Here is a 22,485-nt window from a genome sequence, read left to right on the forward strand (position 1 = left end):
TCCTTAAATCAGCCCGGCATGGCGTGCCAGCTGGCTCAAATTATTGTAGCCAAGGCGCGCGTAAGTGAGCGGATGTGCAACAGCGGGATCCTGCTCGGCCTCAACCACCAGCCAGCCCTGATAACCCTGTTTTTTCAGCAGAGCCATAATCGGTGGGTAGTTAACACAGCCGTCGCCAGGTACGGTAAATACGCCGCTCAGCACCGCGTCGAGGAAACTGGTTTTACGGTTTTTCACATCTGCCAGCACGGCCGCGCGTACGTCTTTGCAGTGCACATGGTTAATGCGGGAGAGCCAGCGCTCGGCCACGGCAATCGGGTCAGCTCCGGCAAAGGTCAAATGGCCGGTATCCAGCAGTAGCCCAACTTCTGGGCCGGTATGAAGCATTAGATTATCCACGTCCTCGGCGCTTTCAATCACCGTTCCCATATGGTGGTGGTAGGCAATCTGCACGCCCTGCTGCTGCGTATAGCGAGCAAATTCGGTGAGCTTCTCGCCATACTCTTCCCAGCGCTCAGCCGGGAAACGCGGGCGCAGGTGAACAGGCGTTTGCTGCTCGCCGTGAATACAATGAGAAACTTCAGCAAACACCAGCACCTTCGCGCCCAGCTCACGCAGCAGCGTTAAGTGCGGCTGCACGGCCTCTATTTCCTGTTCAACAGATCGTTCTAGCAGGCGGCCTGAATACCAGCCAGAGACCAGTTTTAAATCATGCTTGCGGAGAATCGGCCCCAGAATACCGGCCTCGCGTGGGAATTTATTTCCCAGTTCAAAACCTTCAAACCCCGCTTCTTTTCCCTCGCTGAGACAAGTTTCCAGCGGCGTATCGGCCCCCAAAGAAGGAAGATCGTCGTTGGTCCAGGTCAGCGGGTTAATGCCTAAATGCACGGTCATGATGCTCTCCTTAATGTTGATTCAGTCCGCGCTCGCGCCACAGGGCGATCAGCCGCAGGTAATTGTCCCGGATGCGAGCCACCAGCTGCGCATCGTCGATATCTCGTTTTAACCAGGCTTGAGACGCTTCGCCGAACAGCGTGCGCCCAACCGCGAAGCCTTTAACTATTGGGTAGCCAGCAGCGGCATTAAAGCCTTCACGCAGCACCTCCACCGGGGCATCCAGACCGAGGATCACTACGCCACGGCAGTGCGGGTCGCGCTGTTCCACCAGCCTGCTCAGCGCCGCCCAGCCATCGCTGGAAAGCGGCGGGAGTTTCCACCAGTCCGGGTAAATGCCGAGATTGTAAAAACGCGAAATGGCCCGCAGGTACAGCTCGTCGCTGCGCGGCATATCGGCAGGCAGAATCACCTCCAGCAGCAGCTCATGGCCGGACTGACAGCAGGCGCGATAGACCTCGGCAATTTTCTGTTCCTGTTCAAGCCGCAGGGCATGGGCGTCTTCCGGGTGGAAAAACACCAGGCACTTGACGATGTGTTCCTGCGGCCAGCTGATGAGCTGAGAGCCGATGTTGCCGTGCTCCATCTCCAGCGGGCGCGAGCCTGGCAGCTCTATAGGCCTGCCAATCCACCAGCCTTCTCCGGTAATCGAGTTAAGCGCGTCCTGGCCAAAGGTACCGTCACACAGCAGCCCGGCTTTCCCTTCCAGCTCTGCAAGCCCGGCGGCCTCGCGGCTGGCCTGCAAAATAAGCTGCTTGAGAACCGGAATGCGCCGCAGGTCGGCCCCGCTTTTGAGCGCCATCTCTTCAAGCTGGCTGCGGTGGTCAAAAGCCATGACGCAGAGTTCAGGCCACTGGCGGCGACGGGTTGTTACGCGGTGAAGGTGGTTCAGGCGAGCATCAAGATCGGGGCGTGGAACCTGGTGCTCACGCGCCAGATAATCATCCAGCTCTATTTTGCTCGGCATTGCGGGCGCGCAGCCATGGCGCGAAACCACCAGCGCCCCGCAGGCATTGGCGTAGCGGCAGGCCTGCTCCCAGCCTTCGTCATTGAGATAGCCGCGCAGCAGCCCGGACATAAATGCGTCCCCCGCGCCCAGTACGTTGAGTACTTCCACGCGCACGCCGCTGACGTTGATGCCGCCGTCCAGCGAGGCAGGGATAGCGCCAATAAACACCGAGCAACCTTGCGCCCCGCGCTTGCAAACCAGCGTTGCCTCAGTGGCCCCGCGTACATTTTTCAGAGCGGCCAGCGTGTCGGTCGAGCCCCCGGCGATGTGGAATTCTTCTTCCGTGCCGACGATAACGTCAAACAGATGAAGCACTGACTGTAACTGCTGCGTGACCTGCTCAGCGGCGACAAAGCGCGTCTCACCGTCCCCCAGAGATGTCAGCCCCCAAAGCACCGGGCGGTAATCTATATCCAGCACGGTGCGCACATCGTTTCGCCGCGCATAATTCAACGCGGTGAGAACTGCCTCACGGGTGCGCGGGTTGGAAAGGTGCGTGCCGGTGATAGCCAGGCAGCGGGAAGATGCAATGTAGTCCTCACTGAAGTCGTCGGCGGTAATCGCCATATCCGCGCAGTTGTCGCGGTAAAAAATCAGCGGGAAGGTATCCCTGTCTTTAATCCCAAGGAGTACCAGCGCCGTCAGCCGTTCGCTGTCGGTAATCAAGTGGCTGGTATCGCAGCCGACCTGGCTAAGTTCCTCGCGTAAAAAACGCCCCATGTGCTCGTCGCCAACGCGCGCCAGCATTGACGATTTAAGCCCCTGCCGCGCCGTGCCGTATGCCACATTTCCCGAGGAGCCGCCAAGATAGCGAGCAAAGCTGCTGGCATCCTCCAGCCGCGCGCCTATTTGCTGGCTGTAGAGATCTACCGCGACCCGCCCCATGCAAATCAGATCCAACTGCTTTTGTTTCATGCTTCGTCCTCAAACAATGTCAGATACGTTTACCCAGCGGCCCTGGCGGTGAGACAGGGCGATAGCATCGAGGATGCGCGAGACTTTCCAGCCCTCTTCAAAATCTGGCCACAGCGGCTTACCAGCAGCAATGCCGTCGATCAGGTCACGCACTTCCACGGCTTTTTGATCGTTAAAACCGATGCCGTGCCCCGCCCCCATGCAGAACGATCCGTAATCCGGGTGAGCCGGGCCGGTCAGCAGAGTACGAAAGCCCTGGCGACCTTCAGGATCGCTTTGCAGATAGAGCTTCAGCTCCGCCATGCGCTCCTGGGTAAAGCTAATCGCGCCTTTGGTGCCGGTTATCGTCCACGTCAGCCCCATTTTTCGGCCGCTTGCCACGCGTGAAGTCTCGATAACGCCCTGCGCACCGCCCTCAAACCGCACCAGGGCATGGGCCTGATCTTCGTTTTCGACGGCGATCATTTCGCTACTGCCCGCAGAAGCCGGGCGCTGCGGCACAACAATCTTCAGGTCGCCGCACACCTCGCGAATATCGCCGACCAGGTATTGCGCCATATTGACGATATGCGCGGCCAGATCCCCAAGCGCCCCGAGACCCGCGGTCTCTTTAAAGCAGTGCCAGTGGATCGGCGAAAGCGGGTCGGCCATATAGTCTTCGTTATGGGTGCCGTAGAAATGGATGACTTCCCCGATTTCCCCGCGCTCGATTATCTGTTTCGCCAGTTGCGCGGTCGGGTTCTTCATATAGTTGAAGCCCACCAGCGTTTTTACCCCTGCGAGATCCGCAGCATCTACCATCAGCCTTGCGTCACGGGCATTGAGCGCCAGCGGCTTTTCCGAATAGACGTGTTTGCCGTGGCGGATAGCCTCCAGCGCCATCTCTTTATGCAGATGGTTCGGTGAACAGATGTCCACCACGTCGATATTTGGGTCAGCTACCAGCTCGCGCCAGTCGCCGGTAGAGCGGTTAAAACCAAATGCCGCGGCGCGTTTTGCCGCCAGCTCAGGCGTCACTTCAGCCACCATTTCGCGTACCAGCTCGCCCTGTAAATCAAATACCGTCGGCGCCTGGGCATAGGCGATGGCGTGGGCTTTACCGATGTAGCCTGTGCCGATTAACCCAATTCTGACCTGTTTCATATATTGACCCTTCCTCAAAGCGCGCCGCGACGGTTCTTGGCGTAGGTATCAAACGCTACCGCCAGCACGATGATCAGCCCGGTAATAATCTGCTGGTAGTAAGCAGAAACGTTCATCAGCACCAGGCCATTGATCAGGATGCCCATGATGATCGCGCCGATAATGGTGCCGCTGATCCGCCCGTATCCGCCCATCAAAGAGGTTCCGCCGATAACAACCGAGGCGATTACTCGTAGCTCAAAGGAGATCCCGGCCACCGCCTCGGCGCTGCCCAAACGGGCGCTGAGTACAAAGCCCGCCAGCCCGGCAAGGCAGCCAATCAGGACATATACGCTGACCAGCACACGCTTAACGTTGACTCCGGCCAGGCGAGCGGCCTCCGGGTTGCCGCCGATGGCGTACACAAAGCGCCCCCAGCGGGTTTTATGCAGCGCCAGATAACCCAGAACGGCAACAATCGCGAAGATCCAGATTGGGATTGAGATCCCCAGCATTTCGCCGCGTCCCCACCAGCGGTAGCCGGGGTCGAAGCCTGCAATCGGCGCGCCGTCGTTGATGACCAGCGTCAGGCCGCGCCAGATGGTCATGCCGCCGAGGGTGACAATAAAGGGAGGCAGGCGCAGGCGGGTCACGCCCAGGCCGTGAAGGAAGCCGATAACCGTGCCCAGCGCCAGGCAGATCCCAAGCCCCAGCAGCCAGCTAAAGCCGCCCCATGCGTTGGGATCGACGGTGGTAAAGTTGTCACCTTTGATAACATAAGCCGCGGTCATCGCGCAGACGGCCAGGATAGAGCCAACGGACAGGTCGATCCCCGCAGTCAGGATCACAAAAGTCATGCCAACCGCGATGATCCCGTAGATAGAAACTTCGGTAAGGATGTTGAAAATATTACGCTCGGTCAGGAAGTTACTGTTCTGCGACTGAAAGAAGATCAGCAGCAGGAACATAAAGATCAGCACCCCGAAGCGTTCGAAGAAAGCAATTGGATCGATGCGTGAAGCCTTCTTCGCTGGGGTCTCAGATTTGGAAATTATTTGCGTCATGGGCTCCCCCGTTATGCGGCACTTAAGGCGCTATGGTTGATGGCCATCATGGTCATCAACCGTTCTTCGTTGGCGTCGTCGCCGTGCAGTTCGCCGGTTATACGCCCTTCGCTCAGGGTGATTATCCGATCGGATACCGCCAGAATTTCCGGCAGATCGGAAGAGATAACGATCACCGCCACGCCCTGCTTAGCCATGTCGAAAAGCACCTGATGAACTTCCGATTTAGTTCCTACATCGATGCCGCGCGTGGGTTCATCGACAATAAGCACCCTGGGGTTAAGCGCCATGCAGCGCGCCAGAATGACCTTTTGCTGGTTGCCGCCCGAGAGCTTTCGCACTTCCTGTTCGGCGTTAACCATCTTGATTTGCAGCGCCTGGCGGTAAGCCTCAATCAGCGCATCTTCTTTGCGCGGGCTAACGAAATAGCGCCACGTCAGCAGCGATGACAGGCTGGAAAGCGTCAGGTTGTCGCGGATAGACAGCCCCAGCACCGCGCCCTCCTTTTTTCGATCTTCCGGTACCAGAGCGATGCCCTGGTCTAAGGCATGCATTGGGTTTTGCGGCTGGTAGGGCTTGCCGTCCAGCTCAAAGCTGCCGGTGGTAAATTTGTCCGCCCCAAACAGGCAGCGAGCCACTTCCGTTCTTCCCGCCCCCACCAGGCCCGCAATGCCAAGCACTTCCCCGGCGTGAACACGGAAGCTGATATCTTTCAGCGCGATGCCGTGCGGGTCGAGCGGCGGCTTCTCCCGGCTTAACCCCTTCACGGACAGGCGGACGGGCTTATCTTCATGGTGGGTAAGGCTGGAATCACGGCGGTTAAACACCACGTCGCGGCCAACCATCAGGCGAATGATCTGCTCGACGTTGGTTCCGGCAACCTCGCCGCTGCCGGTGAAGCGCCCATCCTGAAACACCGTAAAGCGGTCGCACAGCTGGAACACTTCATGCAGGCGGTGGGTCACGTAGATAATGCTGACCCCGCGCCCTTTGAGTTCACGAACCACGCGGTGCAGGCTTTCAACTTCACTGTCGCTAAGTGCGGCAGAAGGCTCATCCATAATGATGAGTTTGGCGTTAAGCGTCAGCGCCCGGGCAATCTCCACCATCTGCTGCTGCGCCACGCTAAGACGGGCAACGGCGGTAGTGGGCGCAACGTTGAGCTGCAAATAGTCCAGAATGACCTGCGCTTCCTGGTTTACCGCTTTGCTATCAACAATGAGGTTGCGGCGGCGCGGTTCCCGGCCAAGGAACATGTTTTCCGCCACCGTCATGTTGGGCAGCAGGTTAAACTCCTGGTAAATGGTAATAATGCCCTTGTTCTGGCGCTCTACCGGCGAATCCTCCAGAGCAAGCGCTTCCCCGTTAAACCAGATTTCACCGCGAGTTTGCGGCTGCGCTCCGGCCAGCGCTTTTAGCAGCGTGGATTTTCCCGCGCCGTTCTCCCCGAGCAGGGCATGAATTTCGCCTTGCCCAACGGTGAGCTGGGCGCTGGTCAACGCCCACACGCCGGAGAAACTTTTTGCCAGGTCGGTCACTTTTAATAAGGGTTGCGACATCAGACTGCTCCTCTGTAGCGCCCGCCGGACGGCGGGCGCGGTCAGGCTTATTGACCGGCTTCGCCGATACGCTCTGCTTGATCGAGGTTATCTTTGGTGATCATGGTCGGCGCGTAGTCCGCCCCGGTGATCTCCTTTTTCTCGCGGATATTGGCCACCAGCTGGCTCATCGCCGTTTTCACCGCAAAACCCGGGCGCTGATCGGCCGTTGCCGCCAGCCAGCCATCACGCACTCGCGCCAGCGCTTCCGGTACGGCGTCAAAGCCGGTAACCATGACTTCGCCCGGCTTCATTCCCTGCCCCTTCAGCGCTTCGATAGCCCCCAGCGCCATATCGTCGTTAGCCGAGAGGATCACCTGAGGTTTTTTCGGCAGAGAAGGCAGCACGCTTTCAACAATGCGCATCCCTTCGGAACGCATCCAGTTACCCGTTTGATCGGCAACTATCTTGTATTTATCACCGCCCGCTTTCAGGCCGTCGCGTATCCCTTTAGTACGTTCGATGTTGGAAGAGGAGCCAGGCTGGCCGGTAAGCAGGATAATCTCCGCTCCGTTGGGGAATTTGGATTTCACAAAGTCCGCCACAGCCTGGCCGCCTTTGTAGTTGTTCGCCCCGAAGTGCGGAACTTTTTTATCGCTGACAACCGAGCGGTCTAGCGTGACTACCGGCAGCTTAGCGTCCTGGATTTCTCCTACCGCGCTGGACACCGCATTAACGTCGTTAGGCGAAACAATAAATCCCTGTGCGCCGCGGGTAATGGCGTTTTCCAGGTCAGCCACCTGCTTCGGCGAGCTGCCCTGGCTGTCCAGCACCTGCAATTTCACGCCTATATCCTGGGCGGCTTTGACCGCAGTACGCTGCATATGAACCTCAAACGGCATTGCCAGGTTCGGGGTACTAAAAACAATCTGTTCGTTTTCGGCCAATGCCGAAGTGGTGGTCAGGGCGATGAGGGCGGCGAGGATGAGCTTTTTCATTATTCTCTCTCTTATGTGTGTAGGGTCTTCGGAGCTTACAAAGCAACTTCGCGCTGGTTACGCAGAGACTCCAGCGCCTTATCGGCCAGGTACAGGGCACGTTCACCGTCATCGCCGCTGCACTCGGGTTTGGCCTCACCGCGCAGTACCGCAACAAAATGCTGCCACTCGGCGGCGTAGGCATCTTTGTAGCGCTGGAGGAAGAAGTGTTCCGGCAGCGCGCTGTTGCAGCCGCTGGCGCTAAAATGCTGCACCTGGTTTTCCAGGATATTCCCCGCCGTGAGCAGGCCGTTCGCGCCATGCAGCTCAAGACGCTGATCGTAGCCATAGGCCGAGCGGCGACTGTTAACGATGGTGGCCAGCGCGCCGGAAGTGTATTTCAGAACGATAAAAGCGGTGTCGATATCGCCAGCCGCGCCGATAGCAGGGTCCACCAGGTTACTGCCCTGGGCGTAGATAGACACAGGCTCTTCACCCATGATGAAGCGCGCCATATCAAAGTCGTGGATAGTCATATCCCGGAACATGCCGCCGGAAACACGAACATATTCAGCGGGCGGCGGAGAAGGATCGCGCGAAATAATCAGCAGCGATTCCGGCTTGCCGATGCGCCCCTGAATAACTTCGTTTTTGACCTTGCGGAACTGCGGATCAAAGCGGCGGTTAAAGCCGATGAACAAAGGAACGTTATGCTCCTTCACCACTTTCAGGCAGTCGCGCACGCGGGCGAGATCAAGGTGAACGGGTTTCTCACAGAAAATGGCTTTGCCGTTTTTTGCCGCCAGTTCAATCAGGTCTGCGTGGGTATCGGTGGCTGAAGCAATCAGCACCGCATGGACTTCCGGGTCGGCCATGGCCTCATCCACGCTTTGCCGACGAGCCTGATACTTGCTGGCAATACGTGAGGCGTTTTCTTCATTAGGATCGACAACCGACCAGAGGGTGGAATGCGTGTGGGCAGCAATATTCGCGGCATGGATCTGGCCGATGCGGCCCGCTCCGAGTAAAGCAATGTTAAACATAGCAACTCCCGATATTGGCATAGCTGTTGGGTTATGCGCCGGGTCCCCCGGCTCCGTTTGCAGCTGGATAACGACGCCCTAAATAAAACATTTATTTCATTTCAATGCAGAGTGAAAGTTTCATTTTTGCGCAGAGGTTAACATTTTGGTTATTTATCGGCTGTGTTTTGCTATCAAAATCACAACATTTTGCGAATAAGAACAGCGCCAGGGTGGGGGTCTGCGAGTGAGAGCGCATACGCCAGGGGAAGTCCCTTATAGAGGAAGGGTTAATGAAATAAATATTCCGCCAGGATTTCTGGCGGAATGGGGGGGATTAATACTGCCGGGCGTGTTTCAGCTGCTCCAGGGTCTGGCCTGACGCCTCAGTTATCGAATCAGAACGCGCTATTTGCGCATCGCCGGTACGCCACCAGGCTTCGTAATCATGAGTCATGGTTTTTGGCAGCACTTTGATGTCCAACAGCGTCGGGCCAGGGTGGTGCCGGGAGGCTTCCAGGGCGGCCAACAGTTCAAACTCGTCGTTGACTCGCCAGGCTTTGCAGCCGTAGCTTTCGGCATTTTGGGCAAAGTTCACTCTCACCAGCGGGCCGTCAAGCCTCCCGCTTTTCGCACAGCGATGGCGATTTTCGGTGCCAAAACTACCCATTCCATGCCCCATTTGCAGGTTGTTGATGCAGCCGAAACCGGCGTTATCAAACAGCAGAATGGTAATTTTAATCCCCTCCTGCACCGCCGTTTGCAGCTCGGAATGCAGCATCAGATAAGATCCATCGCCCACCATCGCATAAACCGGCTGCTCCGGCCTGGCAAGCCTTGCGCCAACGGCAGCGGCGACCTCATAACCCATGCAGGAATAACCATATTCCAGATGATAGCTGTCCGGCGTTTTTACCTGCCAGAGCCGCTGAAGGTCACCGGGAAGTGAGCCTGCGGCGCCCACCACGATAGCATCGTCTTCAATATGCTGATTGATTAACCCAAGTACGCGGGTCTGCGTTAATGAAGTCCCCAGAGCTTCACTGTATTCCTGCAACTCAGCATCGAGATGCCCGGCCACTTCGGGGGCTTCGCCGGGCCGCCAGCTGCGCGACCATAGCCGCTGGCACTCATCGTTCCATTCTGCTTTCGCCTTCTCAACTTCACCCCGCCAGGCCGAGCGGTAGCCCGCTTCACGCAGGCCCGCCGTTAAGCGTTCAAGCCCGACACGAGCATCGGCCAGCAGAGGCGTGGCGTCCAGCTTCAGCGCATCAAACTCGACGACGTTGAGCAGCAGAAATTCCGCATCCGGGGCAAATAGCGACTTTGAACCGGTGGTGAAATCGGTCAGCCTTGTCCCCACTCCGATGATTAAATCCGCCTCGGGAGCCAGCCGGTTAGCGGCAAGCCCGCCGGTTACGCCAAGGCCGCCAAGGTTAAGTAAGTGTTCACTTACAATTGCGCCTTTACCCGCCTGGGTTTCGGCAAAAGGGAATCCTGCGCTTTCAACAAATTCCTGAAACGCCCGATGCGCGCCGGAGTAGCGAACCCCCCCGCCGCAAATCACCAGCGGCCTGCGCTTGCTGGCTATTAGCTCCAGCGCGATATGCAGGCGGTATTCATCCGGCGGGCGTCGCTCAATATGGTGAATACGTCTTTCAAAGAAGCTCTGCGGATAATCCCACGCTTCACCCTGAACATCCTGCGGGAGGCAAATTGTAACCGCGCCGGTATCAGCGGGGTTAGTAAGCACTCGCATAGCGCTTAACATCGCGCTCATCAGTTGCTCCGGGCGGTTAATACGGTCCCAGTAGCGTGAAACGGGCCGGAAGCAGTCGTTAGTGCTGATGCTAAGATCATGATACTGCTCAATTTGTTGCAGTACCGGGTCCGGCTGGCGGCTGGAGTAAATATCCCCCGGCAACAGCAACAGCGGAATGCGGTTCGCTGTTGCCGTTGCCGCCGCGGTGACCATATTTGCCGCCCCGGGCCCTACGGACGAAGTCACGGCATAAATACGCTGGCGCCGGTGCTGTTTGGCAAATCCGGTAGCAATGTGGGCCATGCCCTGCTCATTGCAGCCCTGATGCACCCTGAGGTGGCCGGGCTCTTCCTCAAGCGCCTGGCCAATACCGAGCACGTTGCCGTGCCCGAAAATGGTCAACACGCCTTCGATAAAGGGCTGCTCTTCGCCATCGATTTCAACGTATTGCTGGTTTAAGAACCTGACCAGCGCCTGCGCCATGGTCATGCGTTGTGTTGTCATCTTTCCTCCTGTCAGCCAAGCGTTGGCATCGAGAATGCGGAACCCTGCTGCTGGCTGCTTTCCGGCCAGCGAGCGGTGATGGTTTTCATACGCGTATAGAAGCGCACGCCGTCACTGCCGTGAACGTTCAGAGGCCCGAAGATTGAGCGCTTCCAGCCGCCAAAACTGTGGAACGCCATCGGTACCGGGATCGGCACATTAACGCCCACCATACCGGCCTGAACTTCTTCGCAGAAACGCCTTGCGGTGCCGCCATCGCGGGTGAAAATCGCCGTACCGTTGCCGTATTCGTGTTTGTTAATCAGCCCCAGCGCGCTGTGATAATCTTTCGCCCGCACCACGCAAAGCACCGGGCCAAAGATCTCTTCTTTATAGATGGTCATTTCAGGCGTGACGTTATCGAAAAGCGTAGGACCAACGAAGTAACCGCCTTCGTTACCCGCCAGCTTCAGGCCGCGGCCGTCAACGCGCAGCGTTGCCCCCTGCTCCTCACCGCTATCAATGTAGCCGAGAACTTTAGCGCGGTGCGGTGCGGAAATCAGCGGCCCCATTTCGTTTTCAGGCTCCTGCCCCAGGCCCGGTCCGACCCGCAGAGTGGCAATCTGTTGCTCGAGGCGCGAGCAAAGCTCATCTGCGGTTTCATCCCCGACGGCTACCACTACGGAGAGCGCCATGCAGCGTTCACCGGCGGCGCCATAGGCCGCCCCCATAATCGCGCTGGTAGCCATATCCATGTCCGCATCCGGCATTAAAATACAGTGATTTTTGGCCCCGCCCAGCGCCTGACAGCGCTTACCGTGCGCCGAGGCTGTCTGGTAGATATATTCCGCAATGGGCGTTGAGCCAACAAAGCTGACCGCCTGCACTCTCGGGTCGGTTAACAGTACGTCTACCGCTTCTTTATCGCCCTGCACAACGTTAAACACGCCGTCCGGTAGCCCGGCCTCTTTCAGCAACTGCGCCAGCCGCACCGCCAGCGAAGGATCTTTTTCTGAAGGCTTGAGCACGAAGGTGTTTCCGGTTGCCAGCGCAATCGGGAACATCCACATCGGCACCATCGCAGGGAAGTTAAACGGGGTTATCCCGGCGCACACGCCGAGCGGCTGCATCAGGGAGTTGCTGTCAACGCCGGTGCCTACGTTTGCCGAGTGCTCGCCTTTTTGCAGATGGGGAATGCCGCAGGCAAATTCGACCACTTCAAGGCCGCGCGTTAGCTCGCCCACCGCGTCTGAATAAACTTTGCCGTGCTCTTCGCTGATGAGTCGCGCCAGGCTGTCCATATGTTGCTCAAGCAGGCTTTTAAAGCGAAACATGACGCGAGCGCGCTTCAGTGGAGACTGTCTCGCCCAGCCGGGGAACGCCTGCTGGGCAGCGGCAATAGCCTGCTCCGTCTGCCTGGCGGTGCTCATCGCCACCTGACGAATCTGCGCGCCGGTCGCCGGGTTGAAGATCGCCTGAACGCGCTGGCCTTCGCCCGTAACGCTTTCACCGTGAATAAAATTCGCTACCGTCTCCATCTCTACCCTCTCGCTGTTATGTTGATCACCTGAACACTGTATATGAAACAAATATTCCATTTTAAGTTGAAATAAAACAAATATTGATTATTGTGATCAACACTCCGTTTTTATGTTAACTCGCTGCCGATATACACAGACGTGGTGAACGGAAGATTTTCAGGCCCGACAGCCGCCGGTGCATCTGTTTCATTTTGCGCGTGACTGCGCTTAAATACGTTTCAATAAACATTTTTGAGGAAGGCAAATTGACCACGGCGAATACCCTGAGCGAGCTTCAGCAGCAGATCCGCGACCGCTATGAAAGCCTGAGTAAAAGGCTTCAGCAGGTTTCCCGCTACGTGCTGGATAATACCAACAGCGTGGCTTTCGATACCGTGGCGACCATTGCAGAAAGGGCTGAAGTACCGCCTTCTACGCTTATCCGTTTTGCCAATGCCTTTGATTTCAGCGGCTTCAATGAAATGAAACAGCTGTTTCGCATGAACCTGGTGGAAGAGACGGCAAGCTACACCGACCGGGCACGCCTGTTTCGTGAACTGGGGAGTGAAACGGTGCCGGAGACGCCGCTGGATATTTTGCAGGAATTCGCCCGCTCGAACGCTCAGGCGCTACAGCAGTTGGCCGCCCGAACCGAGCCAGAAATGTTACAGCGTGCGGTTGAACTGTTAGCCGGAGCCGACACCATTTACGTTGTCGGCCTGCGCCGCTCGTTCAGCGTGGCGGCCTACCTGACTTATGCCCTTAGCCACCTTGAATGCCGTGCGGTACTGCTCGACGGACTGGGCGGCATGCTGCGTGAACAGGTCAACCGCGTGAAGGCAAAAGACATTGTCGTGTCGATTAGCTTCTCACCGTATGCCGAAGAGACGCTGATGGTCAGCGAAATTGCCGCCAGGGCTGGCGCGAGCCAGATAGTGATTACCGACAGCCAGATAAGCCCGTTCGCCACCTTTAGCGACCTGTGCTTTGTGGTAAAGGAAGCCCAGGTGGACGCCTTCCGCTCCCAGTCCGCAACCCTTTGCCTGGTGCAGTCGCTGATGGTGGCGCTGGCCTATTACCAGGGCGCTTCACAGGGCTCGCTTTCGCCGGAAGCCTGATTTTCAGATTGCCGAACGTCGCCACAATCCTGTGGCCAAAGCGGCCTGCTGGATGCTATGGCGCGATGCTGGCGTGGAGCTCTGGAGAGTGGATGGCCCCTGCCAGGTAATCGCAGGGGCATTAAAACTAGTATTTGGCGCTGCGGGAAAGCTTGTCGAGATAGCCCATGACAAATGCCGACAGCACAAACGTCAGGTGGATAATCACGTACCACATCAGCTTATTGTCCGGCACGTTTTTGGCGTCCATAAAAATGCGCAGCAAATGGATGGAAGAGATAGCAACAATCGACGCCGCCACTTTATTCTTCAGCGAGCCGGAGTCCATTTTCCCCAGCCAGTTAAGCTTCTCTTTCCCTTCCGAGATATCCAGCGTGGAGACAAAATTCTCATAGCCCGAGAACATCACCATCACCAGCAGGCCGCCGACCAGCGCCATATCCACCAGCGAGAGCAGCGTCAGAATTAAATCGGCTTCCGCAATCGAGAAGATATTCGGGATAACGTGAATAATCTCCTGGAAAAACTTAATCGTCAGGGCAAGCAGCGCCAGCGACAAACCGAAGTAAACCGGGGCCAACAGCCAGCGCGAGGCGTACATCGCATTCTCAATAAAACGTTCCATAATGTCCTGTCTGGAAATCCAAAAAGAGCGCCAGTATAGCGAATTCAGGTTAACAATAGTGAGGCTAACGTTGTGTCCGCCCCACCTTGCCGTGCCAAAGCCTTAAATGCTCGCGAGGTCTATCTCCGGGCGCTGATACTGCGGCCAAACCAGCGCTACCAGCTCAGGGTAAGCTTCGCGGCTGAACTCATTAAAGCACTGACGCAGGTTAAGCACTTCGATATCCGTCAGCGGCACCTCTTCGCCTTCGGCGCAGCGCTTTTTGATATTGTCATAATATTTGTACACCGCCGAGTTTAAATCGCTGCAGCGGCGTTGAGCACTAAATAAAATTGGCTGTGAAGTCAGTTCTTCGATGCGCATCTTTTTAATAGTGGCATGCGTGAAATCTATATACTCACTATTAATACGCCAGTAATAGTTGGGGGTAATTTTTGACATCAACATGCCAAAATAATCCTCACGCTCTTCGCTACTGGACACCGGCTCTATTTTCCCGGAGCCATTTTTCTTTTTATTATCAGGCGAACTAAATTCCTTGCGCATTACCAGCACCGCGCATAACAAAATCAAAATTGTGACAATAGAATAAAATATGCTGTGCATAAGAAACTCCTGTTTTTTTTATTTTAGATTTGAGGCATCATACCGCGCATCTCTGAACCTGAATATTGAACCCGATATCAAAGGATCGCATGCGATGCTGCCTGAACACTTCTTACCACGGCGCTATCCTGTCGTTGCACCGTCAACGCTCCCTGCAGAATCAGAAAATAGTAACACGCCGCAAGTCGTTCAGGATAAGATTTTAACGCTGGAAAAAACCATCCTTAGCGGCAGCCATTACGCCGGGCAGGCTAAGAACCGCCTGCTTGAAGAAACCGATCGCCATATAAAAGAACGCTTACTCTGTGCGGTAAGGATTGAGGCGCTGCACGCCCTGATGGAAGAACTGGTAGAAAAAGAGCTTATTAGCGCCGCCGATTTACAGATGCTCATTGAAGATAAAACAGCGCTGGTTAACGGTAAGCAACAGGAAATTTGGGTTAATCAAATGACCCAGGAAAAACCCTGGCCGTTATGCTATTCCATTGAGGATTAATGTCATGGCACAACCTGATAAAAATCCGCCGGTATTAATCAACGCCGACGAGAATAAAGACCATGAATTTACGTTAAGTAAAAATATGGCAATACTGGTACGCCTTAAGAATGAAAATATTACCCGTAATACACAAAAGGTAACGGATATTACTTCGGCGCTGGTTGACCTTAAATGGATGAACCGTCGTGAGATTTACCCGTGGCGGGTTAAAGAAGAGGTGTACGGCGCGGTGCTGGAAGAGATTCTTAGCGGCCAACCCAAGCTTAAAGCGCAGATCCTGAAGCGGCTGGAGGGCCATTACCAGCGCCTGAAAGAGCAGGAAACCGAGACGCTTTCTATTACCCGGGGTTTAGCTGAGAAGACGTGGAAAAGCTCGACGCTGTAGATTAAAACCCTCTCCCCGGCAGGGAGAGGGACGCTACTCTTACTTCGCCTTCGTGACTTCCTGGCCTACCAGACCAATCTTCAGATACCCCGCCTGGTGCAGCGTATCCATTACGTCCATCAGCGTTTCGTAGTCCACGGTTTTATCCGCACGGAAGAAAATAGTGGTGTCTTTCTTGCCTTCCGTTGCGGCTATCAGCGCGTTAACCATCGACTCTTTGCTTACCTGATCGTTACCGATAAACATCGAATGGTCTGCCTTAACCGACAGGTAAACCGGTTTTTCCGGGCGCGGCTGCGGCTGGCTGCTTGAAGCCGGAAGGTTAACCTTCACGTCCACCGTTGCCAGCGGCGCTGCCACCATAAAGATGATCAGCAGAACTAACATTACGTCGATAAACGGCGTGACGTTAATTTCGTGCATTTCACCATTGTCGTCGAGATTTTCGTTTAGACGCATTGCCATGGGGCATTAACCTACACGCAGTTGCTGGGCGTTACGCACCGGACGAGGCTGTGCGTTGCCGTCCAGATCGAGGTCACGGCTTTGCAGCAGCAGAACCTGCGCCGCAACGTCGCTTAGCGTAGCTTTGTAGCTGCCTATCATACGGGCGAAGATGTTATAGATAACAACCGCCGGAATAGCTGCTACCAGGCCAACCGCCGTTGCCAGAAGCGCTTCTGCGATCCCCGGCGCAACAACAGCCAGGTTGGTAGTTTGTGACTGGGCAATACCGATAAAGCTGTTCATGATGCCCCAAACGGTGCCGAACAGGCCGACAAACGGGGAAATCGCACCGATGGTCGCCAGGAAGCCGTTCCCGCGCCCCATATGGCGCCCGACGGCCGCAACGCGGCGTTCAAGACGGAAGCCGGTACGATCTTTAATGCCTTCGTTATCTTCAACGCCGGCGGAGAGTTCCAGCTCATTCTGCGCTTCATTGATTAACAGAGTGCTGAGGCTTTTGCTGTCGAAAGCTTCTGCCGTGCTGCTCGCTTCGTTAAGAGAGCGGACGTTAGCCAGCTGCTGTTGTTCGCGCTTGAGGCGACGTTTTTGGGTAATCAGCTCCACGCTTTTGCTAAAGAAGATTGCCCAGGTGACAACGGAGGCCAGAATCAGGCCAATCATCACTATCTTAACTACGATGTCAGCATGGTTATACATGCCCCAAACGGACAGATCCGTCTGCATCAGGTTACTCGTCACGTCTTACGCTCCAGCGAGAAATAAATGTCAAAACTGAGACTAATATATCAAAAAACTATCGAATTGATAGTCGTTCTCATTAGTATTTGCAGAGTGCCCGAATTTGTTGAGTCATTCCTTGAGCTTACGCAGGAAAAGCGGCCGGTTGGCGAAATGATGACTTTTTTAGCCAACCTGAAAAAACGCCATGATGCCCTTTGCCCATTCTGTGTTAATTTACGTCCAGACATCCAGATGGTTAAACGGGGCATAAAAAATGGCGGAAAAGCACATCGAAACGGCGCTGGTGAACGCCGGGCGCAGCAAGAAATTTACCCAGGGTTCGGTTAACAGCGTTATTCAGCGCGCTTCTTCTCTGGTCTTTGAGAGCGTTGAGGCCAAAAAACAGGCCACCGCCAACCGCGCAAAAGGCGAGCTGTTTTATGGCCGCCGGGGTACGTTGACCCATTTTTCTCTACAGGAAGCGATGTGCGAACTTGAGGGAGGTGCCGGATGCGCGCTGTTCCCGTGCGGAGCCGCCGCCGTCGCCAACACCATTCTGGCCTTTGTTGAACAGGGCGATCACATTCTGGTCACCGGCACGGCGTATGAACCCACCCAGGATTTCTGTAGCAAAATCCTCTCTAAGCTCGGCGTCTCAACCACCTGGTTTGATCCGGAAATTGGCCCGGCTATTGCGAGCCTCGTTCAGCCCAACACCAAAATCGTGTTTCTTGAGTCCCCCGGCTCTATCACCATGGAAGTCTACGATATCCCGGCGATTGTCCAGGCCGTCAGGCGTGTTGCGCCCGAAGCCATTATTATGATCGACAACACCTGGGCCGCAGGCGTGCTGTTCAAAGCCCTCGACTTTGGTATCGATATCTCTATTCAGGCGGGCACGAAATATTTAATCGGCCACTCCGATGCGATGGTCGGCACCGCCGTGTCAAACGCCCGATGTTGGGACCAGCTTCGCGAAAACGCCTATCTGATGGGGCAAATGGTGGATGCAGATACCGCCTATATGACCAGCCGGGGAATACGCACGTTGGGCGTTCGCCTGCGCCAGCACCATGAAGGCAGCCTGAAAGTCGCCGAATGGCTGGCGCAGCATCCTCAGGTAGAAAGAGTGAACCACCCGGCGCTGCCGGGCAGTAAAGGACATGAATACTGGAAACGAGACTTTACGGGCAGCAGCGGCCTGTTTTCGTTTGTGCTGAAAAAACGGCTGAGCGACGCTGAGTATGAACAGTATCTCAACCACTTCGACTATTTCAGCATGGCCTATTCCTGGGGCGGCTATGAATCGCTTATTCTCGCTAATCAGCCCGATGAGCTGGCGGAGATCCGCCCCGCAGGCGGAGTAGACTTCAGCGGCACCCTGGTTCGCCTCCATATTGGGCTGGAAAACGTGGACGACTTGATTGCCGATCTGGCGGCAGGTTTCCAGCGTATAGCCTGATTTTTCCGCCCTGCGGCCAACGTGGAGCATTTTTTTGCCATCATCGGCGTTTTGTTGAGCCTGGGATCAAGGTGTCGCAGGCATTTTAGCGGTACAATGTGTAGAAATTAAGGTGAGCCTAAGTTGCGGGTGCAATACTCAGGCAAGCTCAATAAGCGGTTCCACAGGAATACCCATGGCTGTTATACAAAATATTGTCGAGGCGCTCTGGCATCACGATTTTGCCGCGCTGGCCGACCCCCACGTTATTGGTGTTGTTTATTGCGTTATGTTCGCAACGCTGTTTCTGGAAAATGGACTGCTTCCCGCCTCGTTTTTACCGGGAGATAGCCTGTTGCTGCTCGCGGGTGCGCTGATAGCGAAAGGGGTAATGGGATTTGTTCCGACGCTGGTTATTCTGACCGTTGCCGCAAGCCTGGGCTGCTGGCTGAGCTACTTGCAGGGCCGCTGGCTCGGCAATACCCGAACCGTAAAAGGCTGGCTGCACCAGCTCCCGACGCAATACCACCAGCGCGCGACACAAATGTTTGACCGCCACGGCCTGCTGGCATTGCTGGTTGGCCGCTTCCTGGCATTTGTACGCACCCTGCTGCCAACCATGGCGGGCATTTCCGGCCTCAGCAACCGTCGTTTCCAGTTCTTCAACTGGCTGAGCGGCCTGCTGTGGGTGGGCGTGGTGATTAGCCTGGGCTACGCCCTGAGCATGATCCCGTTCGTGAAGCGCCATGAAGACCAGGTCATGACCTTCCTGATGATCCTGCCGGTCGCCCTGCTGATTTTCGGCCTCGTCGGCACCCTGTTTGTGGTGCTGAAAAAAAAAGTTAGCGCCGCATAACCCGGTTAACCAGAGCGAATAAGGCCCTCTTATTCGCTCCGCCTCTCATTCTTAACTCACCCGCATCCGCGCCATATCCTCTCCCGGCGTGACGCCAAAATAGCGCTTAAATTCCCGACTAAACTGAGAAGCACTCTCGTAGCCCACTCGAATAGCCGCCGCGCTTGCTTTCATGCCGTCATGCAGCATCAGCATCCGGGCCTTATGCAGCCGGTAGCTCTTCAGGTATTGCAGCGGCGAGGTGCTGGTGACGGACTTAAAATTATGGTGAAACGCCGAGACGCTCATGTTCGCCTCCGCGGCAAGCTGGTCCACCGACAGGTTCTCGGTGTACTGGTTTTCAATGCGGCGCAGCACGCGGCTTATCAGGCTAAAGTGCGTCTGGCGGCTTACCAGAGCCAGAAGCGCACCGCCGCTTGGCCCTGTCAAAACATGGTAAAGAATTTCGCGGATAATCTGTTTACCCAGAACTCGCGTATCAAGCGGTCGTTCAAGAACGTCCAGCAGTCGCTCGGCGGCACAGAGAATCTCTTCCGAAAGCACGGCGGAGTTGATCCCGTCCGAACAGGACTGAGGATGAAACAAATCGTCTTCGCCAATATCCATCAGCAAATCCTGGAGCTGCTGGATATCAACCTTTATACGCATTCCCGCCAGCGGCACTTCCGGCGTGGCAAAAGTTTCGCATTCAAAGGGTAAAGGCACCGTCAGCAGCAGATATTCGTTAGCGTCGTAGCGGAAAACGCGGTCATTGAGATAACCCGTTTTATGACCAGAAAAGAGAAAAACAATGCCCGGGTCGTACATTACCGGAGTGCGCACCATGGGCTTACTGCCATACATCAGGCGTACGCCATCAAAAAAGTTTTCACTCTTTTCTTTTAAAATCAGCTCATTAATTTTTTCTGTCAGTTGTAAGCAGACGGCTTTGCGGTTCATGTTCAGGCTCTCCACGGCGCTTTTCATCCGGGATACAGTGTGCGATGAATTTCGCCGTTTCTCCAGCCATATGGAGAAATAGGCAAGACAAAGGCAGGAATATGCATTGAGAGAGACTCTCCTGAAGACCACAATGGCTGCCATCAGATTTAGCAATGTCACTCATCTAACCAACGGGAAACACCTCATGAATAATTTTAATCTTCATACCCCTACCCGCATCCTGTTTGGCAAAGGCTCCCTCGCAGAGCTGCGCGACCAGATCCCTGCCGGGGCGCGCGTACTGATTACTTACGGCGGCGGCAGCGTTAAAAAAACCGGCGTGCTGGACCAGGTTTATGAAGCCCTCAAAGGCCTCGACGTACTGGAGTTCGGCGGCATCGAGCCTAACCCGTCTTATGAAACCCTGATGAAAGCGGTCGAAATCGCCCGTAAAGAAAAAATTACTTTCCTGCTGGCCGTAGGCGGCGGTTCCGTTCTGGACGGCACCAAATTCATCGCGGCGGCGGCTAACTATCCTCAGGATATCGACCCGTGGAACATTCTGCTGACCCGCGGTGACGATGTTAAAAGCGCTATCCCGATGGGCTCCGTACTGACCCTGCCGGCAACTGGCTCCGAGTCTAACAAAGGTGCAGTGGTCTCCCGCCGCTCAACCGGCGACAAACAGGCGTTTATGTCTGATTTCGTGCAGCCTGTATTCGCGGTACTTGACCCGATTTACACCTACACTCTGCCGCCTAAGCAGGTTGCTAATGGCGTGGTCGATGCCTTTGTTCACACCATCGAGCAGTATCTGACCTACCCGGTTAACGCCAAGGTTCAGGACCGTTTCGCTGAAGGCATTCTGCTGACGCTTATCGAAGATGGCCCGAAAGCGCTGAAAGATCCGGAAAACTACGACGTACGTGCCAACGTCATGTGGGCGGCAACAATGGCCCTTAACGGCCTGATTGGCGCAGGCGTGCCGCAGGACTGGGCGACCCACATGCTGGGCCACGAACTGACCGCAATGCACGGCCTGGATCACGCTCAAACGCTGGCGGTGGTGCTGCCTTCGCTGATGAACGAGAAGCGCGCTGAGAAGCACGCCAAACTACTGCAATACGCAGAGCGCGTCTGGAATATCACTTCCGGCAGCGAAGAAGAACGTATTGATGCCGCGATTGAAGCAACCCGCAATTTCTTCGAGAAAATGGGCACCGCTACCCGCCTGTCCGCTTACGGTCTGGACGGCAGCTCCATCCCTGCTCTGCTGGTAAAACTTGAAGAAAAAGGCATGACCAAACTCGGCGAACGCCAGGACATCACTCTCGACGTTAGCCGCCGTATTTACGAAGCGGCACGCTAAGAGAATCGAGGTTCCGTCTTTCGTTGCCGGAGTTTCTACTAGACTTAATGCAAATGTTACACCGGGCTTGCCCGGTGTTTTTCGCACCATTAAGGAGGTACATATGACTCATCCAACCCTGATTAAGCTCCAGGATGGGAACGTGATGCCGCAGCTTGGGCTGGGCGTCTGGCAGGCGAGTAACGACCAGGTAAAGACTGCTATCGAGGCCGCGCTCGAGGTCGGTTACCGTTCCATTGATACCGCCGCCGCTTATAAAAACGAAGACGGCGTTGGCGCTGCGCTTAAAGGCGCGGGGCTGGCGCGTGAAGAGCTGTTTATCACCACCAAGCTGTGGAATAGCGACCAGCAGCGTCCTCGTCAGGCGCTGGAAGACAGCCTGAAAAAGCTCCAGCTGGACTATGTTGATCTCTACCTGCTGCACTGGCCGGTGCCGAGCAAGGACCATTATCTTGAAGCCTGGAAAAGCCTGATCGAACTGCAAAAAGAGGGGCTGGTGAAAAGTATTGGGGTGTGTAACTTCAATATTAATCACCTGCAGCGGCTGATCGACGAAACCGGCGTCAGCCCGGTTATCAACCAGATTGAGCTGCACCCGCTACTTCAGCAGCGTCAGCTCCACGCCTGGAACGCGACCCACAAGATCCAGACCGAATCCTGGAGCCCGCTGGCGCAGGGTGGCGAAGGGGTATTTGACCAGAAAATTATTCGTGATTTAGCGGATAAGTACGGCAAAACGCCTGCTCAGGTAGTTATCCGCTGGCATCTCGATAGCGGCCTTGTGGTTATCCCGAAATCCGTAACGCCTTCACGCATTGCCGAAAACTTCGATGTCTTCGACTTCCGTCTGGACAAAGAAGAGCTTGCTGAAATCGCTAAGCTGGACAGCGGCAAACGCCTGGGGCCGGATCCGGACACCTTCGACGTAACATCCATCTAGTTGATTAGACTATAAATAAGCCACCTTTTGCACAGACTGCGTCAGGTGGCTTTTTCACCTCTCTGCCCTGTCCTCCCTCGCATATCACACTCTCCCCGGCAAGTAGCGCAACAGCATGACTGCTGAGTGAATTTTTACGGCGTTCATTATTTGTTCTTTTAGTCGTAATCAAAAAGTCACACAACACCACGATAAATAGGGCCAGCTTCGCTAACTCATTTTGGAATGGTT

The 22,485-nt window shown here is 55.6% G+C and carries 21 protein-coding genes; 7 read left to right on the plus strand and 14 right to left on the minus strand.

Going from position 1 to position 22,485, the window contains the following annotated elements:
• Positions 1 to 3: 3 nt before the first annotated feature.
• The 9 genes from iolE to HMPREF0201_RS18100 all read right to left on the minus strand — a co-directional run bounded on the left by iolE (position 4) and on the right by HMPREF0201_RS18100 (position 12,324).
• The gene (gene iolE, locus HMPREF0201_RS18060; RefSeq protein ID WP_016538192.1) at positions 4 to 894 is read right to left on the minus strand and encodes a myo-inosose-2 dehydratase; all 891 of its coding nucleotides are present in this window, start codon (positions 892 to 894) and stop codon (positions 4 to 6) included.
• A gap of 10 nt (positions 895 to 904) precedes the next feature.
• The gene (locus HMPREF0201_RS18065; RefSeq protein ID WP_016538193.1) at positions 905 to 2,818 is read right to left on the minus strand and encodes a bifunctional 5-dehydro-2-deoxygluconokinase/5-dehydro-2-deoxyphosphogluconate aldolase; all 1,914 of its coding nucleotides are present in this window, start codon (positions 2,816 to 2,818) and stop codon (positions 905 to 907) included.
• A 9-nt stretch (positions 2,819 to 2,827) separates the two neighbouring features.
• Positions 2,828 to 3,961 carry a Gfo/Idh/MocA family protein gene (locus HMPREF0201_RS18070; RefSeq protein WP_016538194.1) on the minus strand — a complete coding sequence of 378 codons (1,134 nt, stop codon included), beginning with the start codon at positions 3,959 to 3,961 and terminating at the stop codon, positions 2,828 to 2,830.
• A 14-nt stretch (positions 3,962 to 3,975) separates the two neighbouring features.
• Positions 3,976 to 5,004 carry an ABC transporter permease gene (locus HMPREF0201_RS18075; RefSeq protein ID WP_016538195.1) on the minus strand — a complete coding sequence of 343 codons (1,029 nt, stop codon included), beginning with the start codon at positions 5,002 to 5,004 and terminating at the stop codon, positions 3,976 to 3,978.
• Between the two features lie 11 nt (positions 5,005 to 5,015).
• On the minus strand, positions 5,016 to 6,563 hold the full coding sequence (locus HMPREF0201_RS18080) for a sugar ABC transporter ATP-binding protein (RefSeq protein ID WP_016538196.1): 1,548 nt from the start codon (positions 6,561 to 6,563) through the stop codon (positions 5,016 to 5,018).
• Between the two features lie 47 nt (positions 6,564 to 6,610).
• The gene (locus HMPREF0201_RS18085) at positions 6,611 to 7,540 is read right to left on the minus strand and encodes a sugar ABC transporter substrate-binding protein (RefSeq protein WP_016538197.1); all 930 of its coding nucleotides are present in this window, start codon (positions 7,538 to 7,540) and stop codon (positions 6,611 to 6,613) included.
• A gap of 35 nt (positions 7,541 to 7,575) precedes the next feature.
• On the minus strand, positions 7,576 to 8,562 hold the full coding sequence (iolG, locus tag HMPREF0201_RS18090; protein WP_016538198.1) for an inositol 2-dehydrogenase: 987 nt from the start codon (positions 8,560 to 8,562) through the stop codon (positions 7,576 to 7,578).
• Positions 8,563 to 8,878: 316 nt separating this feature from the next.
• A complete protein-coding gene (gene iolD / locus HMPREF0201_RS18095; protein ID WP_039898820.1) occupies positions 8,879 to 10,807 on the minus strand; it encodes a 3D-(3,5/4)-trihydroxycyclohexane-1,2-dione acylhydrolase (decyclizing) in 1,929 nt (642 codons plus the stop codon).
• 11 nt (positions 10,808 to 10,818) lie between these two features.
• Positions 10,819 to 12,324, minus strand: a complete 1,506-nt coding sequence (locus HMPREF0201_RS18100) for a CoA-acylating methylmalonate-semialdehyde dehydrogenase (RefSeq protein WP_039898821.1) — start codon at positions 12,322 to 12,324, stop codon at positions 10,819 to 10,821.
• 248 nt (positions 12,325 to 12,572) lie between these two features.
• On the opposite strand from HMPREF0201_RS18100, the gene HMPREF0201_RS18105 reads away from it, so the two are divergent.
• Positions 12,573 to 13,424 carry a MurR/RpiR family transcriptional regulator gene (locus HMPREF0201_RS18105; protein WP_039899431.1) on the plus strand — a complete coding sequence of 284 codons (852 nt, stop codon included), beginning with the start codon at positions 12,573 to 12,575 and terminating at the stop codon, positions 13,422 to 13,424.
• Between the two features lie 127 nt (positions 13,425 to 13,551).
• Here HMPREF0201_RS18105 and HMPREF0201_RS18110 read toward each other — a convergent pair whose 3' ends face one another.
• A complete protein-coding gene (locus tag HMPREF0201_RS18110) occupies positions 13,552 to 14,049 on the minus strand; it encodes a TIGR00645 family protein (RefSeq protein WP_016538203.1) in 498 nt (165 codons plus the stop codon).
• A 102-nt stretch (positions 14,050 to 14,151) separates the two neighbouring features.
• Positions 14,152 to 14,655 carry an ESA_00282 family adhesion-associated protein gene (locus tag HMPREF0201_RS18115; protein ID WP_016538204.1) on the minus strand — a complete coding sequence of 168 codons (504 nt, stop codon included), beginning with the start codon at positions 14,653 to 14,655 and terminating at the stop codon, positions 14,152 to 14,154.
• A gap of 94 nt (positions 14,656 to 14,749) precedes the next feature.
• On the opposite strand from HMPREF0201_RS18115, the gene HMPREF0201_RS18120 reads away from it, so the two are divergent.
• Together HMPREF0201_RS18120 and HMPREF0201_RS18125 are read left to right on the plus strand one after the other, a co-directional pair.
• Complete coding sequence (locus HMPREF0201_RS18120) at positions 14,750 to 15,151, plus strand: hypothetical protein (protein WP_039898822.1); 402 nt, start codon at positions 14,750 to 14,752, stop codon at positions 15,149 to 15,151.
• A 4-nt stretch (positions 15,152 to 15,155) separates the two neighbouring features.
• Entirely contained in the window at positions 15,156 to 15,539 is a 384-nt protein-coding gene (locus tag HMPREF0201_RS18125; protein WP_016538206.1) for a hypothetical protein, read from the plus strand.
• A 39-nt stretch (positions 15,540 to 15,578) separates the two neighbouring features.
• Here HMPREF0201_RS18125 and exbD read toward each other — a convergent pair whose 3' ends face one another.
• Both exbD and exbB read right to left on the minus strand, forming a co-directional pair.
• Positions 15,579 to 16,004, minus strand: a complete 426-nt coding sequence (gene exbD, locus HMPREF0201_RS18130) for a TonB system transport protein ExbD (protein ID WP_016538207.1) — start codon at positions 16,002 to 16,004, stop codon at positions 15,579 to 15,581.
• 6 nt (positions 16,005 to 16,010) lie between these two features.
• The gene (gene exbB / locus HMPREF0201_RS18135) at positions 16,011 to 16,745 is read right to left on the minus strand and encodes a tol-pal system-associated acyl-CoA thioesterase (protein WP_039898824.1); all 735 of its coding nucleotides are present in this window, start codon (positions 16,743 to 16,745) and stop codon (positions 16,011 to 16,013) included.
• A gap of 256 nt (positions 16,746 to 17,001) precedes the next feature.
• Between exbB and metC the strand changes: the two genes are divergently transcribed.
• Positions 17,002 to 18,189: a cystathionine beta-lyase gene (gene metC / locus HMPREF0201_RS18140; RefSeq protein ID WP_016538209.1), complete on the plus strand. Its 1,188-nt coding sequence runs from the start codon at positions 17,002 to 17,004 to the stop codon at positions 18,187 to 18,189.
• A gap of 175 nt (positions 18,190 to 18,364) precedes the next feature.
• A complete protein-coding gene (gene yghB / locus HMPREF0201_RS18145) occupies positions 18,365 to 19,024 on the plus strand; it encodes a DedA family general envelope maintenance protein YghB (protein ID WP_016538210.1) in 660 nt (219 codons plus the stop codon).
• A gap of 51 nt (positions 19,025 to 19,075) precedes the next feature.
• Here the strand turns inward: yghB and HMPREF0201_RS18150 are convergent, their stop codons facing one another.
• Entirely contained in the window at positions 19,076 to 19,963 is an 888-nt protein-coding gene (locus HMPREF0201_RS18150) for an AraC family transcriptional regulator (RefSeq protein ID WP_039899434.1), read from the minus strand.
• Between the two features lie 187 nt (positions 19,964 to 20,150).
• On the opposite strand from HMPREF0201_RS18150, the gene yqhD reads away from it, so the two are divergent.
• Together yqhD and dkgA are read left to right on the plus strand one after the other, a co-directional pair.
• Positions 20,151 to 21,314, plus strand: coding sequence for an alcohol dehydrogenase (gene yqhD / locus HMPREF0201_RS18155; RefSeq protein ID WP_039898825.1), 1,164 nt, complete (start codon positions 20,151 to 20,153; stop codon positions 21,312 to 21,314).
• Between the two features lie 103 nt (positions 21,315 to 21,417).
• Positions 21,418 to 22,254 carry a 2,5-didehydrogluconate reductase DkgA gene (gene dkgA, locus HMPREF0201_RS18160; protein WP_016538213.1) on the plus strand — a complete coding sequence of 279 codons (837 nt, stop codon included), beginning with the start codon at positions 21,418 to 21,420 and terminating at the stop codon, positions 22,252 to 22,254.
• Positions 22,255 to 22,485: the final 231 nt, after the last annotated feature.

The organism is Cedecea davisae DSM 4568 (assembly GCF_000412335.2).
GTDB classification, from domain to species: Bacteria; Pseudomonadota; Gammaproteobacteria; order Enterobacterales; family Enterobacteriaceae; genus Cedecea; species Cedecea davisae.

What these genes read in the sequence shown, in the direction of transcription:
- HMPREF0201_RS18120 (WP_039898822.1), top strand. Translation starts at nt 14,750, where the DNA reads ATGCTGCCTGAACACTTCTTACCACGGCGCTATCCTGTCGTTGCACCG.
- exbD (WP_016538207.1), bottom strand. Translation starts at nt 16,004, where the DNA reads ATGGCAATGCGTCTAAACGAAAATCTCGACGACAATGGTGAAATGCAC.
- HMPREF0201_RS18080 (WP_016538196.1), bottom strand. Translation starts at nt 6,563, where the DNA reads ATGTCGCAACCCTTATTAAAAGTGACCGACCTGGCAAAAAGTTTCTCC.
- dkgA (WP_016538213.1), top strand. Translation starts at nt 21,418, where the DNA reads ATGACTCATCCAACCCTGATTAAGCTCCAGGATGGGAACGTGATGCCG.
- HMPREF0201_RS18100 (WP_039898821.1), bottom strand. Translation starts at nt 12,324, where the DNA reads ATGGAGACGGTAGCGAATTTTATTCACGGTGAAAGCGTTACGGGCGAA.
- metC (WP_016538209.1), top strand. Translation starts at nt 17,002, where the DNA reads ATGGCGGAAAAGCACATCGAAACGGCGCTGGTGAACGCCGGGCGCAGC.
- HMPREF0201_RS18075 (WP_016538195.1), bottom strand. Translation starts at nt 5,004, where the DNA reads ATGACGCAAATAATTTCCAAATCTGAGACCCCAGCGAAGAAGGCTTCA.
- iolE (WP_016538192.1), bottom strand. Translation starts at nt 894, where the DNA reads ATGACCGTGCATTTAGGCATTAACCCGCTGACCTGGACCAACGACGAT.
- yghB (WP_016538210.1), top strand. Translation starts at nt 18,365, where the DNA reads ATGGCTGTTATACAAAATATTGTCGAGGCGCTCTGGCATCACGATTTT.
- HMPREF0201_RS18070 (WP_016538194.1), bottom strand. Translation starts at nt 3,961, where the DNA reads ATGAAACAGGTCAGAATTGGGTTAATCGGCACAGGCTACATCGGTAAA.
- HMPREF0201_RS18085 (WP_016538197.1), bottom strand. Translation starts at nt 7,540, where the DNA reads ATGAAAAAGCTCATCCTCGCCGCCCTCATCGCCCTGACCACCACTTCG.
- HMPREF0201_RS18125 (WP_016538206.1), top strand. Translation starts at nt 15,156, where the DNA reads ATGGCACAACCTGATAAAAATCCGCCGGTATTAATCAACGCCGACGAG.
- HMPREF0201_RS18065 (WP_016538193.1), bottom strand. Translation starts at nt 2,818, where the DNA reads ATGAAACAAAAGCAGTTGGATCTGATTTGCATGGGGCGGGTCGCGGTA.
- HMPREF0201_RS18150 (WP_039899434.1), bottom strand. Translation starts at nt 19,963, where the DNA reads ATGAACCGCAAAGCCGTCTGCTTACAACTGACAGAAAAAATTAATGAG.
- iolD (WP_039898820.1), bottom strand. Translation starts at nt 10,807, where the DNA reads ATGACAACACAACGCATGACCATGGCGCAGGCGCTGGTCAGGTTCTTA.
- yqhD (WP_039898825.1), top strand. Translation starts at nt 20,151, where the DNA reads ATGAATAATTTTAATCTTCATACCCCTACCCGCATCCTGTTTGGCAAA.
- HMPREF0201_RS18110 (WP_016538203.1), bottom strand. Translation starts at nt 14,049, where the DNA reads ATGGAACGTTTTATTGAGAATGCGATGTACGCCTCGCGCTGGCTGTTG.
- iolG (WP_016538198.1), bottom strand. Translation starts at nt 8,562, where the DNA reads ATGTTTAACATTGCTTTACTCGGAGCGGGCCGCATCGGCCAGATCCAT.
- HMPREF0201_RS18115 (WP_016538204.1), bottom strand. Translation starts at nt 14,655, where the DNA reads ATGCACAGCATATTTTATTCTATTGTCACAATTTTGATTTTGTTATGC.